Here is an 18,263-nt window from a genome sequence, read left to right on the forward strand (position 1 = left end):
GGTGTTTTTTGAAAACCTCGCCATTATTGACCTATAAGGTTAGTAATGACTAGCTTTGCCAGGGAAGTTGTTTTGCTTTCCTGTCGAAGCGGATGCGCATTTTAGGGATTTAAACGGCCACGTCAACACTTATTTGAAAAAATACACAGGAATTGAACCAAACGTCTATTTAACGCTCAAATGTGATAAATAGTAGACAACCGATGGGTATTGCTACTAGGATGGCTGTCTAGTTTAGGAACGAACGTCTGTATAAATACCTCAGCTAACCATCATTATTATGAGTAGCTGAAATAATAAATAAGATAAAAGGTGAGTCCGATGTCTAAACAAGCTTTAACGGTATCGCGTAATAAAGTACTTTTCACAGCAGCAGTTTTCCTACTGTTGCCGTGTTCCTTTTCCTCTCATGCCATTTCCAATGAAGCTAGTGCGATAGACGAATCCAAAGACTCACAAATGGAAGCGTCGTTCCTTAAAAGACAAGTTGACCAGAACATGTCTATCAGCCGAGCCATTCGTTCCATCGCAAGCCATTATCCCGAAAACGTTGTTCCACTAGTCGATCTTGCACTAGATACCTACCCAGATAAATATCGCGAGATTATATTCGCTGCGATCTCAGCACAGCCAGCGTCAACTGAGGAAATAGTTCAACTGGCGATTGAGAAAGAAGTTAGTTCGTGCCCTAGTATTGTTGAATTAGCTATTGCAGCGGAACCAACCTACGTTGATTTCGTTGTAAAGGCAGCTGCATTGTCTACACCTGAAGAGCTTGATGAGATCGTTCGCGTGGCAGTACTCACCCAACCAGACTCTGCGGATACGATTGTTCAGACATTGTCACAGGAACATCCAAATAAGCTTGTTGATATCATGACTACGGCACTGAATACCGTTCCGTTTGTTGGAGAGTATGTAGTTGACGCTTTGTTAGCGGTATTCCCAAACCAAGCCGACGAAGTTGTCGAAACCGCAGTCAGAGAATCTTCTCAAAGAGAACATGTAGCAAGAATCCTGTCTACAGCGATGCACGCTGGTGTACCTCATGAAAAACTTAAAGAATACGCATTAAGTGCGGGCTTCTCTGAAGCTGAGTTTCAAGACGCTCTAGAAAATTAGTTGTCACTGATTAGACGCACTTAAAGTTCGACGAAATATTAACTAACACTCACTGTTTTTTAAGGTAATAGTTATGTAGGCTATTGCTGTATAAGGGACGTTTTCTACATTTTGAGGGACTATGAGCTCAACTATCGACTATTCTAACTACTCTATCGAAGAACTATTACAAGCGCAGGAAGCCATTAATAGAGACGCATTTCCAGACAGAGCTGCTGAAATTGATGCACGCATAGAAGCTCTTGTGAAAGCCTCGCCTGAATCAAACGAAAATCAAGTAATCAGAGAAGCTAATGTAAACTTTACAGGTAAAGCTGGAGAGTTCTTTTCTATTTGGATTGTTAATCTGCTACTAAGTATCGTGACACTGGGGATATACTCTGCATGGGCAAAAGTACGAACGCATCGCTACTTTTATGGCAATACAGAGATTGACGGACATCACTTTTCATATTTAGCAGACCCAATCGCAATTTTGAAAGGGCGTATTATCGCAGCGATACTGTTCGGTGCTTACTTTGCAACGTCAGCACTATACCCAGTTGTTTCGCTATTCCTGTTGTTGATAATTTTTATTTTGACCCCCTTCTTCGTGGTTCTCAGCTTGAGGTTCAATATGAAAATGACGGCCTATCGAAATGTTAGGTTTTCATTTAGAGGCAACTTTGGTGATGCATTCGTTTATTTTGTACTGCTGCCATTTGCCAGTGTATTCACTCTTTATTTACTAATGCCATTTGCACTTAAAAAAATGGATGAGTTTTTAGTTGACGAAATGAATTTCGGAAACGCAAAGTTTCGCTCAGACTTGTCGGCTGGTAGTTATTATATAGCTGCTATTGGTGCGACCTTTTTAGCCTTTGTTATTTTTGGCGTAGGTATCGCAGGGCTCGGTAGTTACATTTCTTTTGGTGAACAGCAAGCGGCGAGTCCACTAGCCACCGTTGTATTCATGGCACTTTATTTAGTCGTATTTGCTGTCTCATCATCGTTTTATACCTACAAGATTAGAAATCATATCTACAACACTAGCTCGCTACCTAACGTGGCGACTTTCACCTCTGATGTTAACTTTGGTGATTTATTAATACTCAGAGTGACTAACCTACTTGCTATAGTGTTTAGTCTTGGCTTGGCTATTCCATGGGTTAAAGTTCGTACTGCAAAGTTTTTTGCTGATGCGACTAGAGTACAGATAATGGCTGGTGCAGACGACGTAGTTGCGGGTGAAAGTGGTGATACCAACGCCATTGCGGAAGAAGCCTCGACCTTGTTCGATGTGGACGTTGCATTGGGTTAATAATTAAAAATGAGTAAAGGAACACTCTATTACAATGGCGGCGTCAAAAGCACTTCTGCCAATTACCATGTGGATGGTGAGCTGTTAATTTTGGAGTATGATGACGGCCAAAAGGTAGAGCGTCTTCATTCTGAATTAAATATAAAGCCAAAATTAGGACAGTTACATCGAGAAATACTCATCGCAGATATTGGCTTGTTGGTCTGTCCACCCACGCCTGCATTCGATCAATGGCTAGATCGTACAGATGGCACATTGGTCTTTGACATGGAGTCAAAAAAGCGATGGGTGTTAGCTAGCATCGTTTTAGTTCCATTACTGATCTATGGATTATTTGCTCATTTGCTTCCTTTCACTGCAATACATCTTGCAGAGTACGTTCCAGCGCCAATTAAGCAAGCAGCCTCACAACAAACACTGGCAGCGTTGGATTACGCGCTACTCTCTGAGAGTGAGCTAAGTAAAAAACAACAAGACACGATATCGCAGAGCTTTCGAGAAATCATAAGACAAATTGAAACGGATGAATTGTCGATAAATGTTCAATTTAGATCTTCGGAAGAGATTGGACCCAACGCTTTTGCGCTGCCAGATGGTACCATTGTCTTTACTGACCAAATAATCGAATTGATGGACTACGACCAGCAGTTGTTAGATGCAATACTGCTCCACGAGATTGGTCACGTTAAACACAACCACTCTATGAGAATGGTAGCTGAGTCAATGTTCGCCACCATGGCAATCACTTACTTTTTCGGTGATCTTAGTGGTGCAATCGAGGCCTTCTTTGGTATTGGCACTACCGTTGTGCAAAATTCGTTTTCTCAAGCTCATGAATGGGAAGCGGATAACTTCGCTCTTTCACACCTTAGTCATGTAAATCGTTCACCTGAAGACTTTGCACAAGCCATGGAGAAGCTCGCTACAATTTTAGGCGACACAGAAAGTGAGCAGAGTTGGCTTAGCTCGCACCCCATGATACGAGCTCGTATTGAGAATGCCGAAAACTATACCGAAAAGGACTGAATATTAAGCCTGATCTGCTTGTTGCAGTTGCGCTGTGATTTTAAACAACGCTAACTCTGCGCGATACACATCTACTTGAGATTCTATGGCTTTCATTCGAGCTTGAATCTCTTTGGTAACTCGCGCGTTAACGACGAACATATCCACATCACCTGCAACAAAACGGCGCCTTTCCACCATAGCTAACTCACCGGCGACTCGTGCAGTTTCCTCTAACAACGCGGCTACCTTGGTTGCTTGCTGCCAATTCACAACTGCTTGCTCAAACTCTTGAATTAACCGTTCTTGTGCTACTTGCGCGGTTAGTTCAACTTCATTCTGTTGAGACTGATTACGTCGGACCTCCGCTTCCGCTTTTCTATTACCAAGAGTGTAGGAGAATGTGAGGCCTACTTTACTCTCTGTACCTTCCAGTGAGAGAGGGCCCGAGCCAATATCTCTTGATAGCGAAACTTTGGCATCTAGCATAGGAAGTAGTTCACTTTGTACCAATGCCCCTTTATTCTCTAGCTCCGATTGCTTGATTCTTAGAGAGAGCAATGATGGGTGTGTCTCTAATGAACGCTTTAGTTCGGCCACTGCGATATTATTTACCGCGTAAGGCCAATCTATATCTGCGATAAAATCAGGGTCAAAGTCGAGAGCTCTCCCTTGTGAATCTCGCCAGAAGAAAGACAATGCACGAGCAGATGTTAACTTCTTTTGCTCAAGCTTGGCGAGCAGTGCGGTTTGCTCTAGTAGCGTAGATTGAAACTCGACAAGCGCGACTTCAGCCAGATCGCCGGATCTAACGCGAGTTGCTAGCGCTATTTCTTGTTCTCTAATTACCGCGATTTGAGAACGCAACGCTCTCTCTTGCGCAGCACTCTCATACCAAGCAAGGTAGTTGTATAGCCCCTCTGATAAGAAACTGTTCATTGAATATTGAATGTAGGCACCCGCCTGAGCACGTTCTAACTCAGCATTCAATAAACCAGTGCGTCGCTTATCAGCCTCACGATTTCGCAGTAGTGCGAACGACATGCCCACACTTGCCTCTCCACCGCTCAGCGTTCGATATTGCTCTTCGTAAACAGGGAAATCGCCCTCGGAAATTCGATATGACGAGAACACCTTGGCATTCATCGTACTTAAGGGCTGAACGTAACGTTGCTCTAAGCTTGCTCCGTCATAGTATCCGCTTACCCTTGCTCCAAAATCTTGCTCTATCGTCGGGTCAAAGGCACTTTGTGCTATATCTAACGAAGAATCGGCTTGAACGACTTTCTCTTCCAACGCAAAAACATAAGGGTGATGTCTTGTCATTGAATTAACGAGTTCTGATACCGTCGGGGCTGAGTGAGCAGGTTGACACAAGCATGCTAACCCACTCAAAACAATGATTAAACACGTCTTATTTGTCACTTTTGCTCCACCGATGCAAGTGTAGATGACTCGTCTGTAAGTGATAGCGCCGCCGTGCTCTTCGGTGGGAAATTATTTAATTGACGCCAAAGCTCATATCCCAATCTGACTTCCTCGAGTAGAATCCACGCTTTTACGCGGCTTCCGAGCCTTGCTACAGACTCAGCGGGCCAAGGAATATCGTCACTATCAGGCTTCAACCACACCGTAAATGCACCTGACGCTGCCGCAACAGGTTCTACGTAGACCACTTCCGCGCCGAACGTTCCTATTGAGCTTCCAGGCCAACCACTAAACTGAAACACCGGCCAGCCTTCGAATTGCAGCCTAGCTTTGGCTCCCGGCTTAACTAATGGTGCGTCTAAACCACTAATTGTCACTTGTACATGTCTTTGAACGCCACTTGGAATGAACTGCGCTAGCTCTGTTCCCGCTTTTACAAAGGTTGACATTCCACTCGAAAAAAGTCGAACCACTGTACCGTCGACCGGAGCGACCTTAGTTTGAGTTGATTGACGAGACAAAGACATACTTACTTCGTTGATATCAGAAACCGCACTGGCGACTTTCGCTTTCAACTCCTGCACTTTTATCTGAGCATCTTCCACCTGTTTACGTGAAACTAGGCCCTCTTGCTGTAACGCCATTTGTCGATTTAGGTTGTTCTCTGCATTTTGAAGCGCAACCTCGTTGGCTTCTCTCAACTGTCTTGCCGCAGATAGCTGAGACTCTAACTTTTCCAATCTCTCACTATCAACGTCGATCAGAGTAACAATTGGGTCTCCTTGACGCACCATCATCCCCTCTCTGACATGCCACGTTTTTATCTGTCCATCCAGAAGGGCCGAAATGGCTTGTGTACGGTCTAATGGATCAAGTGAATTGACCTTTCCAGCGCCCTGAGCAGTTTGAACCCAAGGGGTAAACCAAAGCGTCAGACCAGCCGCTAAAATCAAAACAGTAATAAGCCAACATATTACCAGGTGTAGTTTGGGCATAGGCTGTGAATTCAGCGTAGTTACCTTTGCCATAAATTTACGTTCAGCACTATTCACTGTTCGCTCTCCCTCTTTGATATCTCAGTGGTATCGTGCAGTCGAATGATCCCGTCTAGGCATTCATTATCTGGCGTATTCGAAAAATACAGAATAGTAAAGGGTACTGCTTCTAGTCGCTTCATTAGTGTTATACGAAGCTTATAGGGAATTGCATCAAAATGTTGATTGATTAACAGGACTTTTGGTTTTGCCAAAATTGCCGCCGCCAATTTGAGCAGTAAGAATTCCAAAGGTTGAAGTGGAGAACCCAGGACCGAGATTTTAGTGTTGAGATGCTCAGGTAAACTGTCTACTACACCATGTAGCTCAACAAGGCTCAGAGCTTCTCTTATTTCTGTATGGGTAGCTTTTGGCGCAGCCAATCGCAAGTAAGACTCGATACTTACCTCAACAACAAGTGATCTATCTAAGGTTGTTATTACTTGACGTAAATCATGAGTTTCGTAGTCGTAAAGGTTTAAATCGCCTAGCAGTATCTCTCCTTGTTTCGGCTTCTCATAGCGTTTAAGTAGACCCACCAGCTGTTTTTGAATCCAACTTTTCTCCGTAAGGACAAAGTACTTACTTCCTGAGGCTAGTGTTAAGTCCAATGAGCAACTGTCGCTCATATGGGTCATGTTGATATTTTTGAACTCCAAGGTTGAAGACTCTGGCACTTGTGAAGTTGTGACTTGATCTTCTTCTTCTTGAGGGATTACCATCGCGGATCCGATTTTGTCTGCCGCACCATACAATTCGTAATACAGCTTTAGGTATTGACTAAATCGGGACAACCCCCAGAAAACCGCTGACATAATGAGCTCAGCTGCGACAAGCTGGCCAATAGACAACTGACCTTGAACAACCAATACACCACCAATCCCAAGTAGAGCGGCACTTGCAACAGCATAAAGAAGTAAAAACATCACCGCTTGCGAAAAAGTGTACTTGAAATGGTTTCGATGCTTTTTAAGGTATGTGGCAATAAACTCGTCAGTGCTTCGACCTGCATACTCCATGTGACTCGAAGACTTAAAAAATTCATGAGCAGCCGCAATATCATTCAACCATTTTGCAGTGTTGTATTTCGCATGGGAAAGCTCGATGGCAGAGCGCTTAGCGCCCCTACCCCAAATTTTCCAAATGCCATACATAACTAAAATAATAACTAGGTTAAAAGCAAACAGTGCTGGGTGATAAAAAGAAACGAGCGTAAAGCCAACCAATAGCTGAAGAACCACTGCAAAACCGTCAACCATGAGTGCTGGAATATTTTTCTGTAACGTCATGATATCGAAATAGCGCTGAGTAATAGTGGTGTTTCGGCGACCTTCAAAGAAACTATGTGGAGCCATAATTGTTTTGAGACTGAACCCCGCCGTTAAGCGCGCATAGACTTTTCTCTCGTAGTGCTCCATCACCCTCATACGCAATGCACTAAAAATCCCTGAGAGAAATAGCGTTCCGAACAACACTACCGACAGTATGATAACCGCTCGCGTAGAACCAATGTTGGCAATACTATTAATCAAGGTTTGTACCGCGATAGGTACAGCCAAAGTAAGTAAGCTAATTGCCAAACCGTAGGCAATTGCAACAGTGAAGAAACCTGTTTCCGGTTTTAGTAGGCCAAGAAGGGTTTTCTTGGCGGCAACCAAATCAATCGTTTTTTCCATATCTTGCTAGTCTCTGCCCGAAAAGGTTTAAAAAAAGAACGCATATAAGGTACACAACAAATAACAACGATAAAATCTGTTATTATCTTATCTAACACTCGAAAAAAACTTATTTATGCATCATTTAAACTACCACCATCTTTACTACTTTTATCTCGTAGCTAGAGAAGGAAGTATAGCGAAGGCAGCATCTTTACTACACGTAACCCCTCAAACCGTCAGCGGTCAGCTTGCTAAGTTTGAGGAAAACCTAGGTTATTCTTTATTTGACCGAATAAACAAGCGATTGTTTTTAAATAGCAAAGGCAAACTTGCATATCAACATGCTACAGAGATTTTCCACAAAGGGAATCAACTATCTGAATTATTACGTACAGAACATGAACATACCTCAAGAGAATTTGTTATTGGCATAACGAATGGTATCCCCAAGGTACTTTTCTACGACTTTGTGCACAGTACCATGCGGAAACACCGCAACGTTAAATACGTCATAAAAGAAGGTAGCTTCGACTCACTATTGAAGGAACTCGCCATAAATGCATTAGATTTCATCATTTCTGACTGTGGTATCGCACCAGGAAAGCACATCAGTGCTAACAGTTATTTTTTGGGTGAATCACACATCAGCTTCTTTGCAAAAAATAAGCTCGGTGAAGCTCAAGCGTTTCCGGAATGCTTAAATGAGATGGCGCTACTCTTTCCGGGCGACACCTCAGGTATTCACCGCGGACTCCTTAGTTGGCTAGAAGCGGAACAGCTATACCCAACAATACTTGCAGAATTTGACGACAGTGCCTTACTCAAACTGTTCGGAAGCGAAGATTTTGGTGTATTTTGTGCGCCCTCAGCGATTGCTGAACACGTAGAGGCGCAATATCAGGTGCATTGTATTGGCCAAGTGACGAGTGTCAGCGAAAGATACTATGCGATAACAGGAAAAAGTAGAGCAGCTTATTCAGTGGGAGAAGAAATTATTGAAGCGTCTAGGAAAGTGTTGAGTTAGTACTCAACACTTTCCCTTTGGATCTTATAACTAAGAATCGGCACCGAACAAATCACGGCTATACACTTTGTCTAAAACATCTTCGATGTCTTCTGTTACACGATTTGCGACGATAACATCAGAAACCGACTTAAAGGCTTCGAGATCATTAATCACTTTTGAATTAAAGAAATCATCTTCTTTAAGTACCGGCTCATAAACGACAACCTCTATCCCTTTGGCCTTAATGCGTTTCATGATCCCTTGAATAGCGCTCGCTCTGAAATTGTCAGAACCAGATTTCATGATTAAACGATAAATACCAACGACTTTTGGGCTTCTGCTTACAATAGAATCTGCTATAAAGTCTTTTCGTGTACGGTTGGCATCAACAATAGCCTGAATCATATTGTTTGGAACTTCGCTGTAGTTTGCCAGCAACTGCTTAGTATCTTTAGGTAAGCAATAACCGCCGTAACCAAAACTCGGATTGTTGTAGTGCTTTCCAATTCGAGGGTCTAGTCCAACACCTTCAATAATCTGCTTTGAATCTAGCCCATGGCGCTCTGCATAACTGTCTAACTCATTAAAATAAGCTACGCGCATTGCTAAATACGTGTTAGCAAACAGTTTAATCGCTTCGGCTTCCGTACTATCAGTAAAGAGAACATCTATTTCCTCCTTAATGGCGCCTTGTTGCAATAGCTTTGCAAAGTTTTCTGCACGCTCGCTCTTTTCACCCACGATAATTCGACTCGGATACAAGTTATCGTAAAGCGCTTTACCTTCTCTCAAGAACTCAGGTGAGAAAATAATATTCTCAGATCCATGTCGCTGCTTCGCTTCTGCTGTAAATCCAACAGGCACGGTAGACTTGATGATCATCGCAGCATTTGGGTTGATTTTCATAACAGTACTAATGACTGCATCTACGCTGCTTGTATTGAAGTAATTAGTTTGCGGGTCGTAATCTGTAGGCGTTGCGATAACAACAAAATCAGCATCTTTATAGGCGTACTCAGCATCAAGCGTAGCCTCTAAATCTAACTCCTTTGAGGATAGATACTCTGAGATTTCCTTGTCTTCTATGGGAGATTTTTTGTTATTGAGTAAATCAACTTTCTCAGCGACCAGGTCAACTGCTTTAACTTCATTGTTTTGTGCCAATAGCACCGCATTTGAAAGTCCAACATAGCCTGTACCTGCAACGGCTATTTTGAACTTTTTGTTAGCGCCTTCCATTTAATTATTCTCCGATATAGTTGAACTCAAATACTGTTTTTATTGATACCCGAACTAGCGCTAAATAAGCATACTCTTGCGATATTTCGTTAACGTAGTACAACAATTCCTTTAATTAAGAATACTCTCTCGCATGCTTCACTGAGAAATTTTCGCTTCTTAATGTTAAATTTGGATTATATGCTGGATCACGTTTTATGATATCAGACCACGACTTTTGTAAATATTCAAGCTCACGATTAAACCGTGCAGCTTTTTCTGGTGACGTATCCAAGCCTCTGCTTACAGACTCATGATGAAAGAGCTCTGCTTCAGCACAATATAGGTTTCTGACACCTAACTTCCGAACCCTCAAACAAAAATCTACATCATTAAATGCTACTGACAAGTCTTCTTCATTTAATCCTTTGACCGATTCGAAATGAGATTTTTTAACCAAAAGACACGCTGCAGTTACAGCGCAGTAATTCTGTGTCGATACAAGCCGTTTTAGATAACCCTGGTGGTAGCGAGGAAAATATTTGTGCGCATGACCAGCCCCACCACCATAGCCAAGTACGACACCAGCATGTTGCACTCTACCGTCAGAATACAGAAGTTTTGCACCAACACACCCTATATCCTCACGCAACGCATGTCCTACCATGTGAGTTAACCAGTCCCCATCAATAACCTCAATATCGTTATTAACTAGTCCAATAATCTCGCCATTGGCTTCACGTACACCAAAATTATTTATTGCAGAGTAATTGAAAACCCCCGGATATCGCAAAACTCGAATCTGCTTGTGCTTTTCTAACGCCTTAAAATACTGCAGACTTTCTTTATCAGTGGAATCATTGTCTATTAGAATTATCTCGAAGTTTTTATAACTTGTTTTTTCAAGGATACTCTCTACACACGCTTGAACTAAATTTTTCGCATCTTTCGTTGGAATAATAAGTGATACCAGCGGTGAATCATCTGACGGCCAAATGAGTTTATTAATTGAGTCATCATTATTGGTGATTACTTTTGCTCGTGTAGAGCGACTAATTTCAGTAGCGAGACACTTAAGCTCGAATGCCGACAAGTCAGTTCTTTTCTTTGGTTTGTGGACTAATGTATATGGCTCGTGTCCCACAGAGTTTACGTACCTCTGAATCCATAAACGCGCTGTCATTTGAGAGATAGTTTTGACACCGTTGGCAATATCATCTTTTTTGATACGTGTGACTGTGCCTCCGCTCAATGCAACACCTGTATTTATATAACCGCTTGAGAAATGAAGATCCGGATTCCAATCGGGATAAAATTCGGGCTCTACTAGGCTCCCGTTTACATCTACGAGATCTGTATCACAATATACGATGTCATTTTGACTAAGAGCGTTGCTTAATACTATCGAGGCTTTTTCGTGTAATTTATCACCGCTGTTTATCATTATAACAGCGCGATTTGCCGAAACACTTTTGAATGCATCTTGTAAATTACTATAGCAATTGATAACTCTATCGTACTGACCACATTGGCTGTCAGAGATTTGGCCAATAACATGAACTTCAGAAATATCTGCTTTTTCAGTGATCGATAAAATAGTTTTCTCTAAATTTGAATTTCCCAGAATAATCAAATCGAGGTCTAGTCTGTCAGTGTTCACAATTGTAAGAGCACCAAGTTCGTCGTATTGACGTTCCAAATATTGTGTATACAACACCATGCGCTTTTTTTTGCTGGGAAAACCATAGAATAAGCCTGAGCGTTGCAAAGAACGGCTATAAAATTCTGTCAATTTGCCGTTTTTCTTCAGCTGACGCTTAATCCCAATGGGTAGAAGCCCTATGACACCCTTTATGACGAGCATTAAATACTTTTTCATACTATTACCAGAATACACGAGCCTACAACGGCGCACCTTCACAAAGCTCTATTGCTACACGCTTCCTGAACTCTTTTATATTTCGGTTCCTAGACGCTGCCCTTGGTAGGTTCCATCTAAAACTGCTCTCCACCAACCCTCATTGGCAAGGTACCACTCTATCGTTTTTCTAATACCGCTCTCAAACGTTTCCTCCGGAGTCCATCCAAGTTGACGTTTAATTTTGGATGCGTCTATGGCATAACGCATGTCATGCCCTGGGCGATCTTGAACATAGGTAATTTGCGCTGCGTACGACGTCTCTCTAGGTACAATTTCATCCAATATCTCACAAATTACCTTAACCACTTCGATGTTCTGTTTTTCATTATGCCCACCGATGTTGTAGGTTTCACCAATCTCACCGTTTAATGCTACAACAACGAGAGCTCGAGCGTGATCCTCCACATACAACCAGTCTCGGATTTGATTTCCTTTCCCATAAATAGGGAGCGGTTTTCCCGCTAGTGCATTCAGTATTACCAACGGAATAAGCTTTTCAGGAAAGTGATATGGGCCATAATTGTTTGAACAGTTTGTCACCAACGTAGGTAACTTGTAGGTGCGTAACCACGAACGCACAAGCTGATCTGAACTTGCTTTACTAGCAGAGTAAGGAGAACTGGGCGCATACGGGGTAGTTTCAGTGAACAATGGCAATTCAGTGCCAGGAGCCACCTCGTCTGGGTGAAGTAAATCTCCGTAGACTTCGTCGGTTGAAATATGATGAAATTTAAAGCCTGCTTTCTTATTTTCATCCAACATAGACCAATATGCCCGAGCCTGTTCTAATAGAACGTAGGTGCCTACCACATTGGTTTGAATAAATTCACCTGGACCATCGATGGAACGGTCCACATGAGACTCTGCCGCAAGGTGCATGATAATGTCGGGCTGATGGGTATTTAACACTCGCTTAACCTCATCGGCATCACAAATATCCACCTGCTCAAAACTGTAGCGAGAATTAGAAGATACACTCGTCAGTGATTCCAAGTTTCCCGCATAAGTCAGTTTGTCGAGGTTTACCACGGCGTGGTCAGTGTCGTTGATTAAGTGGCGCACCACAGCAGAGCCGATAAAGCCCGCACCGCCAGTAACTACTATTGTCTTGCTCATATTCTTATACCAATAACTGTATGGTGTTTTTATTGTTGGGCTTTTAATTCATCTAGCATAGATGAAAGCTGCTTGCGCCAGTGTGTTGGATTGAGAGAAGCGAAGGCTATTCGTGCTGATGATTTATCTAACACGCTATAATGAGGGCGCCTTGCGGGTGTAGGGTACTGACTACTCGGTATGGGCAAGACAGGAATTGACTGACTAAGTAACCCCTTCTCTATACCCAACTCTTGAATGGCTAAAGCAAAGTCATACCAACTCGCTACCCCCTCATCAGTCCAATGATAAACTCCCGCCGTTTTTTGCTGTGCCGCGCTAACACAGGCTTCGGCTAGTCCTTTTGCCCAAGTAGGCGTGCCAATTTGGTCATCAATAACTGTTAGTTGTGGTTTTTCTGCCATTAAACGCAGCATAGTTTTAACAAAGTTATTACCATAGGCAGAATACACCCATGCTGTGCGTATTAAACAACTGGCCTCGGGTAATATGTCGAATAAAGCTTTCTCACCATCTGCTTTGGTTTGACCATAAACACCTTGTGGCTCAATAGGGTCATCGGGTAAGTAAGGAGACCCTTTATGCCCATTAAAGACATAGTCGGTAGATACATGAACTAAAAATGCGCCAGCCGCTTTGCAGTACCTCGCAAGATTTTTGACTGCCGTTGCATTAATGGCGTGACATAAGACTTGGTCGTCCTCTGCTTTGTCTACCGCAGTATAGGCAGCAGCGTTAATCACGACCTCAGGAGCAAGTGATGACAATGTGGCCGACAGCACAGCTCCATCAGTAATATCGGTATCTTCTGGACCTAAGCAGACGATATCTTCACCTAATATACGAACTAATTCGTATGATAGTTGCCCTGCATTTCCAATAACTACAATTTTCATCATACTTTCTCTGCTAAAATGTGGGGGCATCAACGAAGGCAAGACCGTCTTCATCTTTGGCTGACAAGGATGGCTTTTCACCATTAACCAACGGCCATTGGATAGCTAAGATTGGATCGTCATACTTAACAGATACTTCCGATGCTGGATGATAATAATCGGTACACTTGTACACAAATTCAGCAGATTCACTCGTCACATAAAATCCATGAGCAAAACCTGCAGGTACCCACAACTGACGTTTGTTCTCTGCTGACAGTACAACACCTACCCACTTACCATAAGTCATGGAGTCTTTACGCATATCAACAGCGACATCATAGACTTCACCACTGACCACACGCACTAATTTGCCTTGGGTTTGCTCCAACTGATAGTGCAAACCACGAAGAATACCTTGGCTAGATTTAGAATGATTGTCTTGCACAAAATCAACATCAGCACATTTTTGTTTAAACCAATCTGTACGGAAAGTTTCGAGAAAAAAACCGCGTTCATCGCCAAAGACTTTTGGCTCAATAATTTTTACGTCAGGTATATTTGTGCTAATTACTTGCATGAAAAAATAGTTTCCACTTTTTACTTCACCCGGTCATTGATGACTTTTAGAAGATAGCTACCATAGCCGCTTTTCTTCAGTGGTGCTGCTAACTTCTCGAGTTGCTCGGCATCAATGTAACCCATACGGTAGGCTACTTCTTCCGGACAACAGACTTTTAATCCTTGGCGCTTTTCAATGGCTGCGACAAAATTAGCCGCATCCAATAGAGAATCTAATGTACCGGTGTCTAACCAAGCAGAACCACGGCCCATGAGTTCTACTTTCAAACTACCGTCTTGCAAGTACATATTATTGAGATCAGTGATTTCTAACTCACCGCGAGGCGATGGTTTAACTTCCTTTGCAAAATCAACAACCCGATTGTCGTAATAGTAAAGGCCAGTAACGGCGTAGTTTGATTTAGGGGCAATCGGCTTTTCTTCAATTGACAAAGCATTCCATTCGTCGTCAAACTCCACAACTCCATAGCGCTCTGGGTCATTAACATGATAACCAAATACCGTAGCACCATGAGGTTGCTGGCAAGCTCTTTGAAGTGAAAAGGTTAGGTCGTGACCATAGTAAATGTTATCGCCCAGTACTAAAGAGCATGCGTTATTACCAATAAATTGCTCGCCAATAAGAAAGGCTTGAGCTAAACCATCTGGAGATGGCTGAACCCCATACTGAATATTCATCCCCAAGGATGACCCATCACCAATTAAATCAAAAAAGCGTTGTTGCTCATCTGGAGTAGTGATAATGAGTATGTCACGAATACCCGACATCATCAGAGTTGTTAACGGATAGAAAATCATCGGTTTGTCATAAACCGGCATCAACTGTTTACTCACAACTTTAGTCAGCGGGTGCAAACGCGTGCCAGAGCCACCGGCTAAAATTATACCTTTTCGCATTTCAACCACCTGCTTATTTGTCTATCGCCGCCATCGAGTTCAAAATTACTCTCTAAATAACGTCTACTATTTTCTGTTATCAAGTTTATGGCTTTGTTTCCTCTTTGAGTAAAAACGTCGCGCATTTTTTTCGCAGCCGAACACTCGGAAGCGTAAGCCCATTGTAAACCACCACAGAACGGATACATTCCTTCTCCGATATCTTTCATTTCATAATCAACCAACCATGGATAATCATCAGGGAACATATCCATACTACCGGAAAAAGCAGTTGAAATAACGGGAATCTCTCTTTGTATGGCTTCCGCAATAGTTCTACCAAAACCTTCACTACAATGCAGTGAAACATAACAGTCTATCGACTGCCAAAAGAATTCTAGCTCTTCGCGTGTATACAACTTACTAATAATCTTTATTCTTCTGTCTGACTTGCCGACTCGACAAACTTCATCCCAATACACGCTACTACGTATATTCGAAGCCTTTACTACAAGCTCTACGGCTTGATTACTATGAAAAGCTGATTGAAATGATCTTATGACCGCCAACGGGTTTTTTCTAGCTTCGTAAGAGCCCGCGTCAAAAATAAATGCAAACCTAAAAAGACTGTCCCTAGATTTTGTTAAACGAGACCGATCTGACAAAGGTAAAACAACCGGAGCACTGTATTTGACATTCGGACAAACGTTCTTCAACGCACTTGTTGTAAATCTTGAAATACCCCAAACTTCCTCAAACTGGGAAAGCGTTGATTTCCATTCTATAGGTGCTTCACTTAATTCCCAGGGAGGGATAGCCACTGAACGCCCAAAACTTTTTGTAATGTCTCCGTAAGTACTTACAAACTTGGAAAGCTCTATAGCGTTCAGAAAAAATATCGACCTATCATACTTGATCTTATCTTCTTTAGGATGGTTGTAACTAATAGGGTCATCAGTTGGGTGACCAATATGGTAAACAGTATAGTTGACCTTTAACGAATCAAGAAGAGAGGCATAACCTCTGAGGTCCTCGCCTAGGCCCAACCTTCCTCGACTATAGCCAACTAAATTTACACCACCTGGAACAAGTTTCGGTTCATCACAGTGTCGACCTGCCAACACATCTTCCAAAAGGTCAATGTTGTATATGCTTCTACCGTAATCATCAAACCAACTAATCAACTCACATCGCTTTCGGAATGTAGAAAAGTCAGCTTTACGATTAATTTTCCCGTAGAGCAGAACCATTAAGTTAGTAATGGGCACGTTCTGGTCCTGTATAATATTTACACAAGGAGCCAGTAACTCTTTCCACAGCGAAGGCGATATTTGCTGAACTCGTTTTTTTGTCCATGGCAGGTAATGATTGAACACTTCCATATTTTGCCGCCTCTAGCGCTACGCTTTATTCAATATATCTCTTAACCGATGCACTAACTTTTTAGAGAGAGGAAGAGCATTTGCAACAATATCAAGTCTTTCTGGATACCGTTCAATAGATTGGTATTTCCATTCTCTCTCATATGCTGTGAGCATTTTTTTCTGAATACCAGGTAGCTCCAGAAACTTCTCCAGCATAGCCTGAAACTCATCGTTACTAATAGACTGATGAACTTTTGGTTTTTGGATCAATTCGTTACAAAGCTGTAAGAAATGTTCGCGATTAGTTACCTGGTGACTGTTACAAAATAGCGTCATTTGCTCGACAAATGCGCTCTTAAATATCTTAAAGACGGATGGAGGGATAAGCGAATAATTGGTTGTTCCAGACTGTTCACTCTGGAGGAAACGGTCCATATCACTTTGTACGGAATCTAAGTTTAACTGGTTAAACCATCTCTTAAACTCCAACCCCTCCAACGTATATGAAGGGTTTATTTTACGTGGTTCGATGTCATTAACCACAATATCGAAGTTAGTTAGAAAATCAGCAACCAAGTTACCCCCTTCAAAACACTCTTCGTGATATGGGCGTAGTATAAAATGCTCTCTACCGACTTTTTTAATCAAGCTGTCAAGAATCTCCAATTGGTAAGCTCGAGGCGTATTTGGAAGACCAAAGGCATGAATCTGTGCATGCCTTTTGACACCTTGATTATAAGAGGACTCTGCAACTTCCAATGGAAATCGCAAATATCCGATAAATGTTGCCTCGGGGAAGACATCAGACAACTGCTCTGCACGCTTGAAAAAGAATTCAGACGATAGCAAAAGTCGGGTAGCACCTGAGCGTGAAAACTCCTCTAAAAGAGACTTACACTTCTTTTTATCGACAACAAAGTCATCTTCACTACGAGAAAAAATGGTCAACAAGTTACCAGAGCTTACACCATTTTCATCGGTCGTATGCTCCGGATAATATATATTGTTTTCAACAAGGAATTGTCTATTTTCACTAAGCCACTTTTGTATGGCTGAGGTGCCTGACTTTGGCGGCCCAATATGGATAAAAATATTGTTCATATACTGCTTCTAGAGTCTGATGCTTACAGCAACACAGTGATTACCATATTTTTTATCCACATTACTAAAAGTCTTTGAAGGTTTCATGAAACTCAAATCTTTTTCAAGCAGTACGCAGCAATTGGCTCTCAGAAGCACGACTACTTTCGCTCCCCAACAGAAGATGCCAAATGCAATACGATATCAAGAGTAGAATGAAGAGATTTTTCTAGCTCTTTTATTTTATCAGCATTTAACCCCGACAAAGACTGCTTTACCTCTGTTGTAGAAATGTCTTTCGTTCTATCTAAGTATACAACTTCACAATTGTGTTTAAGTTCGTCGAATTTTCCTGTCCAATCGCTTCCCATTCCAAAAATGTCGACATTGTATTTTTTTACATCATCAACCTTCTGTTCCCAATTATTTTCGGGAATCACCTCGTCTACATATTGGGAAGCTAATAGTATATTTTTTCTCTCTTCGTAGGAGTAAAACGACTTTTTACCCTTTATTGCATTAAATTCATCACTTGATAATCCGACTATCAAACGATCACCTAAAGCTCGCAAGCGACGAAGAAGATTCACATGACCAACGTGGAACAAATCAAATGTGCCATAGGTCAAAACAGTCTTTGGCTTAATTGTTGGTTTCTCGAGCAGTTCATCCATGTTG

The 18,263-nt window shown here is 42.1% G+C and carries 16 protein-coding genes; 4 read left to right on the forward strand and 12 right to left on the reverse strand.

Annotation, left to right across the window (positions count from 1 at the left end; all coding sequences use genetic code 11):
* Window positions 1-321: 321 nt before the first annotated feature.
* From EYS00_RS15290 to EYS00_RS15300, 3 genes are all read left to right on the forward strand, one after another.
* Window positions 322-1,122: a hypothetical protein gene (locus tag EYS00_RS15290; RefSeq protein ID WP_242618790.1), complete on the forward strand. Its 801-nt coding sequence runs from the start codon at window positions 322-324 to the stop codon at window positions 1,120-1,122.
* A 121-nt stretch (window positions 1,123-1,243) separates the two neighbouring features.
* Window positions 1,244-2,422, forward strand: a complete 1,179-nt coding sequence (locus tag EYS00_RS15295; protein WP_130638155.1) for a YjgN family protein — start codon at window positions 1,244-1,246, stop codon at window positions 2,420-2,422.
* Window positions 2,423-2,431: 9 nt separating this feature from the next.
* Complete coding sequence (locus EYS00_RS15300) at window positions 2,432-3,448, forward strand: M48 family metallopeptidase (RefSeq protein WP_130638157.1); 1,017 nt, start codon at window positions 2,432-2,434, stop codon at window positions 3,446-3,448.
* A 3-nt stretch (window positions 3,449-3,451) separates the two neighbouring features.
* Here the strand turns inward: EYS00_RS15300 and EYS00_RS15305 are convergent, their stop codons facing one another.
* From EYS00_RS15305 to EYS00_RS15315, 3 genes are read right to left on the reverse strand one after another with little or no spacing between them, the layout of a single operon-like run.
* Window positions 3,452-4,852, reverse strand: coding sequence for a TolC family protein (locus EYS00_RS15305; RefSeq protein ID WP_130638159.1), 1,401 nt, complete (start codon window positions 4,850-4,852; stop codon window positions 3,452-3,454).
* Window positions 4,849-5,907: an efflux RND transporter periplasmic adaptor subunit gene (locus EYS00_RS15310; protein WP_130638161.1), complete on the reverse strand. Its 1,059-nt coding sequence runs from the start codon at window positions 5,905-5,907 to the stop codon at window positions 4,849-4,851. Before EYS00_RS15310 ends, EYS00_RS15305 begins: the two co-directional genes overlap by 4 nt.
* Entirely contained in the window at window positions 5,904-7,565 is a 1,662-nt protein-coding gene (locus tag EYS00_RS15315; RefSeq protein ID WP_130638163.1) for an ABC transporter ATP-binding protein, read from the reverse strand. The genes EYS00_RS15310 and EYS00_RS15315 overlap by 4 nt, the downstream gene beginning before the upstream one ends.
* Window positions 7,566-7,680: 115 nt before the next feature.
* Here EYS00_RS15315 and EYS00_RS15320 point away from each other — a divergent pair, with 115 nt between their 5' ends.
* Window positions 7,681-8,571, forward strand: a complete 891-nt coding sequence (locus EYS00_RS15320; RefSeq protein WP_130638165.1) for a LysR family transcriptional regulator — start codon at window positions 7,681-7,683, stop codon at window positions 8,569-8,571.
* Between the two features lie 30 nt (window positions 8,572-8,601).
* Here EYS00_RS15320 and EYS00_RS15325 read toward each other — a convergent pair whose 3' ends face one another.
* The 9 genes from EYS00_RS15325 to tagD form a co-directional block, all read right to left on the reverse strand.
* Complete coding sequence (locus EYS00_RS15325; RefSeq protein ID WP_130638167.1) at window positions 8,602-9,792, reverse strand: nucleotide sugar dehydrogenase; 1,191 nt, start codon at window positions 9,790-9,792, stop codon at window positions 8,602-8,604.
* A 115-nt stretch (window positions 9,793-9,907) separates the two neighbouring features.
* A complete protein-coding gene (locus EYS00_RS15330; RefSeq protein ID WP_130638169.1) occupies window positions 9,908-11,650 on the reverse strand; it encodes a glycosyltransferase in 1,743 nt (580 codons plus the stop codon).
* 75 nt (window positions 11,651-11,725) lie between these two features.
* Window positions 11,726-12,808 carry a dTDP-glucose 4,6-dehydratase gene (gene rfbB, locus EYS00_RS15335; RefSeq protein WP_130638171.1) on the reverse strand — a complete coding sequence of 361 codons (1,083 nt, stop codon included), beginning with the start codon at window positions 12,806-12,808 and terminating at the stop codon, window positions 11,726-11,728.
* A gap of 29 nt (window positions 12,809-12,837) precedes the next feature.
* Window positions 12,838-13,704, reverse strand: coding sequence for a dTDP-4-dehydrorhamnose reductase (gene rfbD / locus EYS00_RS15340; protein WP_130638478.1), 867 nt, complete (start codon window positions 13,702-13,704; stop codon window positions 12,838-12,840).
* 13 nt (window positions 13,705-13,717) lie between these two features.
* The gene (rfbC, locus tag EYS00_RS15345; protein ID WP_130638173.1) at window positions 13,718-14,263 is read right to left on the reverse strand and encodes a dTDP-4-dehydrorhamnose 3,5-epimerase; all 546 of its coding nucleotides are present in this window, start codon (window positions 14,261-14,263) and stop codon (window positions 13,718-13,720) included.
* Window positions 14,264-14,283: 20 nt separating this feature from the next.
* Window positions 14,284-15,162 (reverse strand): glucose-1-phosphate thymidylyltransferase RfbA, encoded by an 879-nt coding sequence (rfbA, locus tag EYS00_RS15350; RefSeq protein WP_130638175.1) that lies wholly within the window; start codon window positions 15,160-15,162, stop codon window positions 14,284-14,286.
* Window positions 15,147-16,523 carry a glycosyltransferase gene (locus EYS00_RS15355; protein WP_130638177.1) on the reverse strand — a complete coding sequence of 459 codons (1,377 nt, stop codon included), beginning with the start codon at window positions 16,521-16,523 and terminating at the stop codon, window positions 15,147-15,149. The genes rfbA and EYS00_RS15355 overlap by 16 nt, the downstream gene beginning before the upstream one ends.
* A gap of 18 nt (window positions 16,524-16,541) precedes the next feature.
* Window positions 16,542-17,606 carry a hypothetical protein gene (locus EYS00_RS15360; RefSeq protein ID WP_130638179.1) on the reverse strand — a complete coding sequence of 355 codons (1,065 nt, stop codon included), beginning with the start codon at window positions 17,604-17,606 and terminating at the stop codon, window positions 16,542-16,544.
* 140 nt (window positions 17,607-17,746) lie between these two features.
* Window positions 17,747-18,259 carry a glycerol-3-phosphate cytidylyltransferase gene (tagD, locus tag EYS00_RS21025; protein ID WP_242618794.1) on the reverse strand — a complete coding sequence of 171 codons (513 nt, stop codon included), beginning with the start codon at window positions 18,257-18,259 and terminating at the stop codon, window positions 17,747-17,749.
* Window positions 18,260-18,263: the final 4 nt, after the last annotated feature.

Origin of the sequence: Alteromonas sp. KUL49 (genome assembly GCF_006538345.1) — a bacterium.
In the GTDB taxonomy this organism is placed as follows: Bacteria; Pseudomonadota; Gammaproteobacteria; order Enterobacterales; family Alteromonadaceae; genus Alteromonas.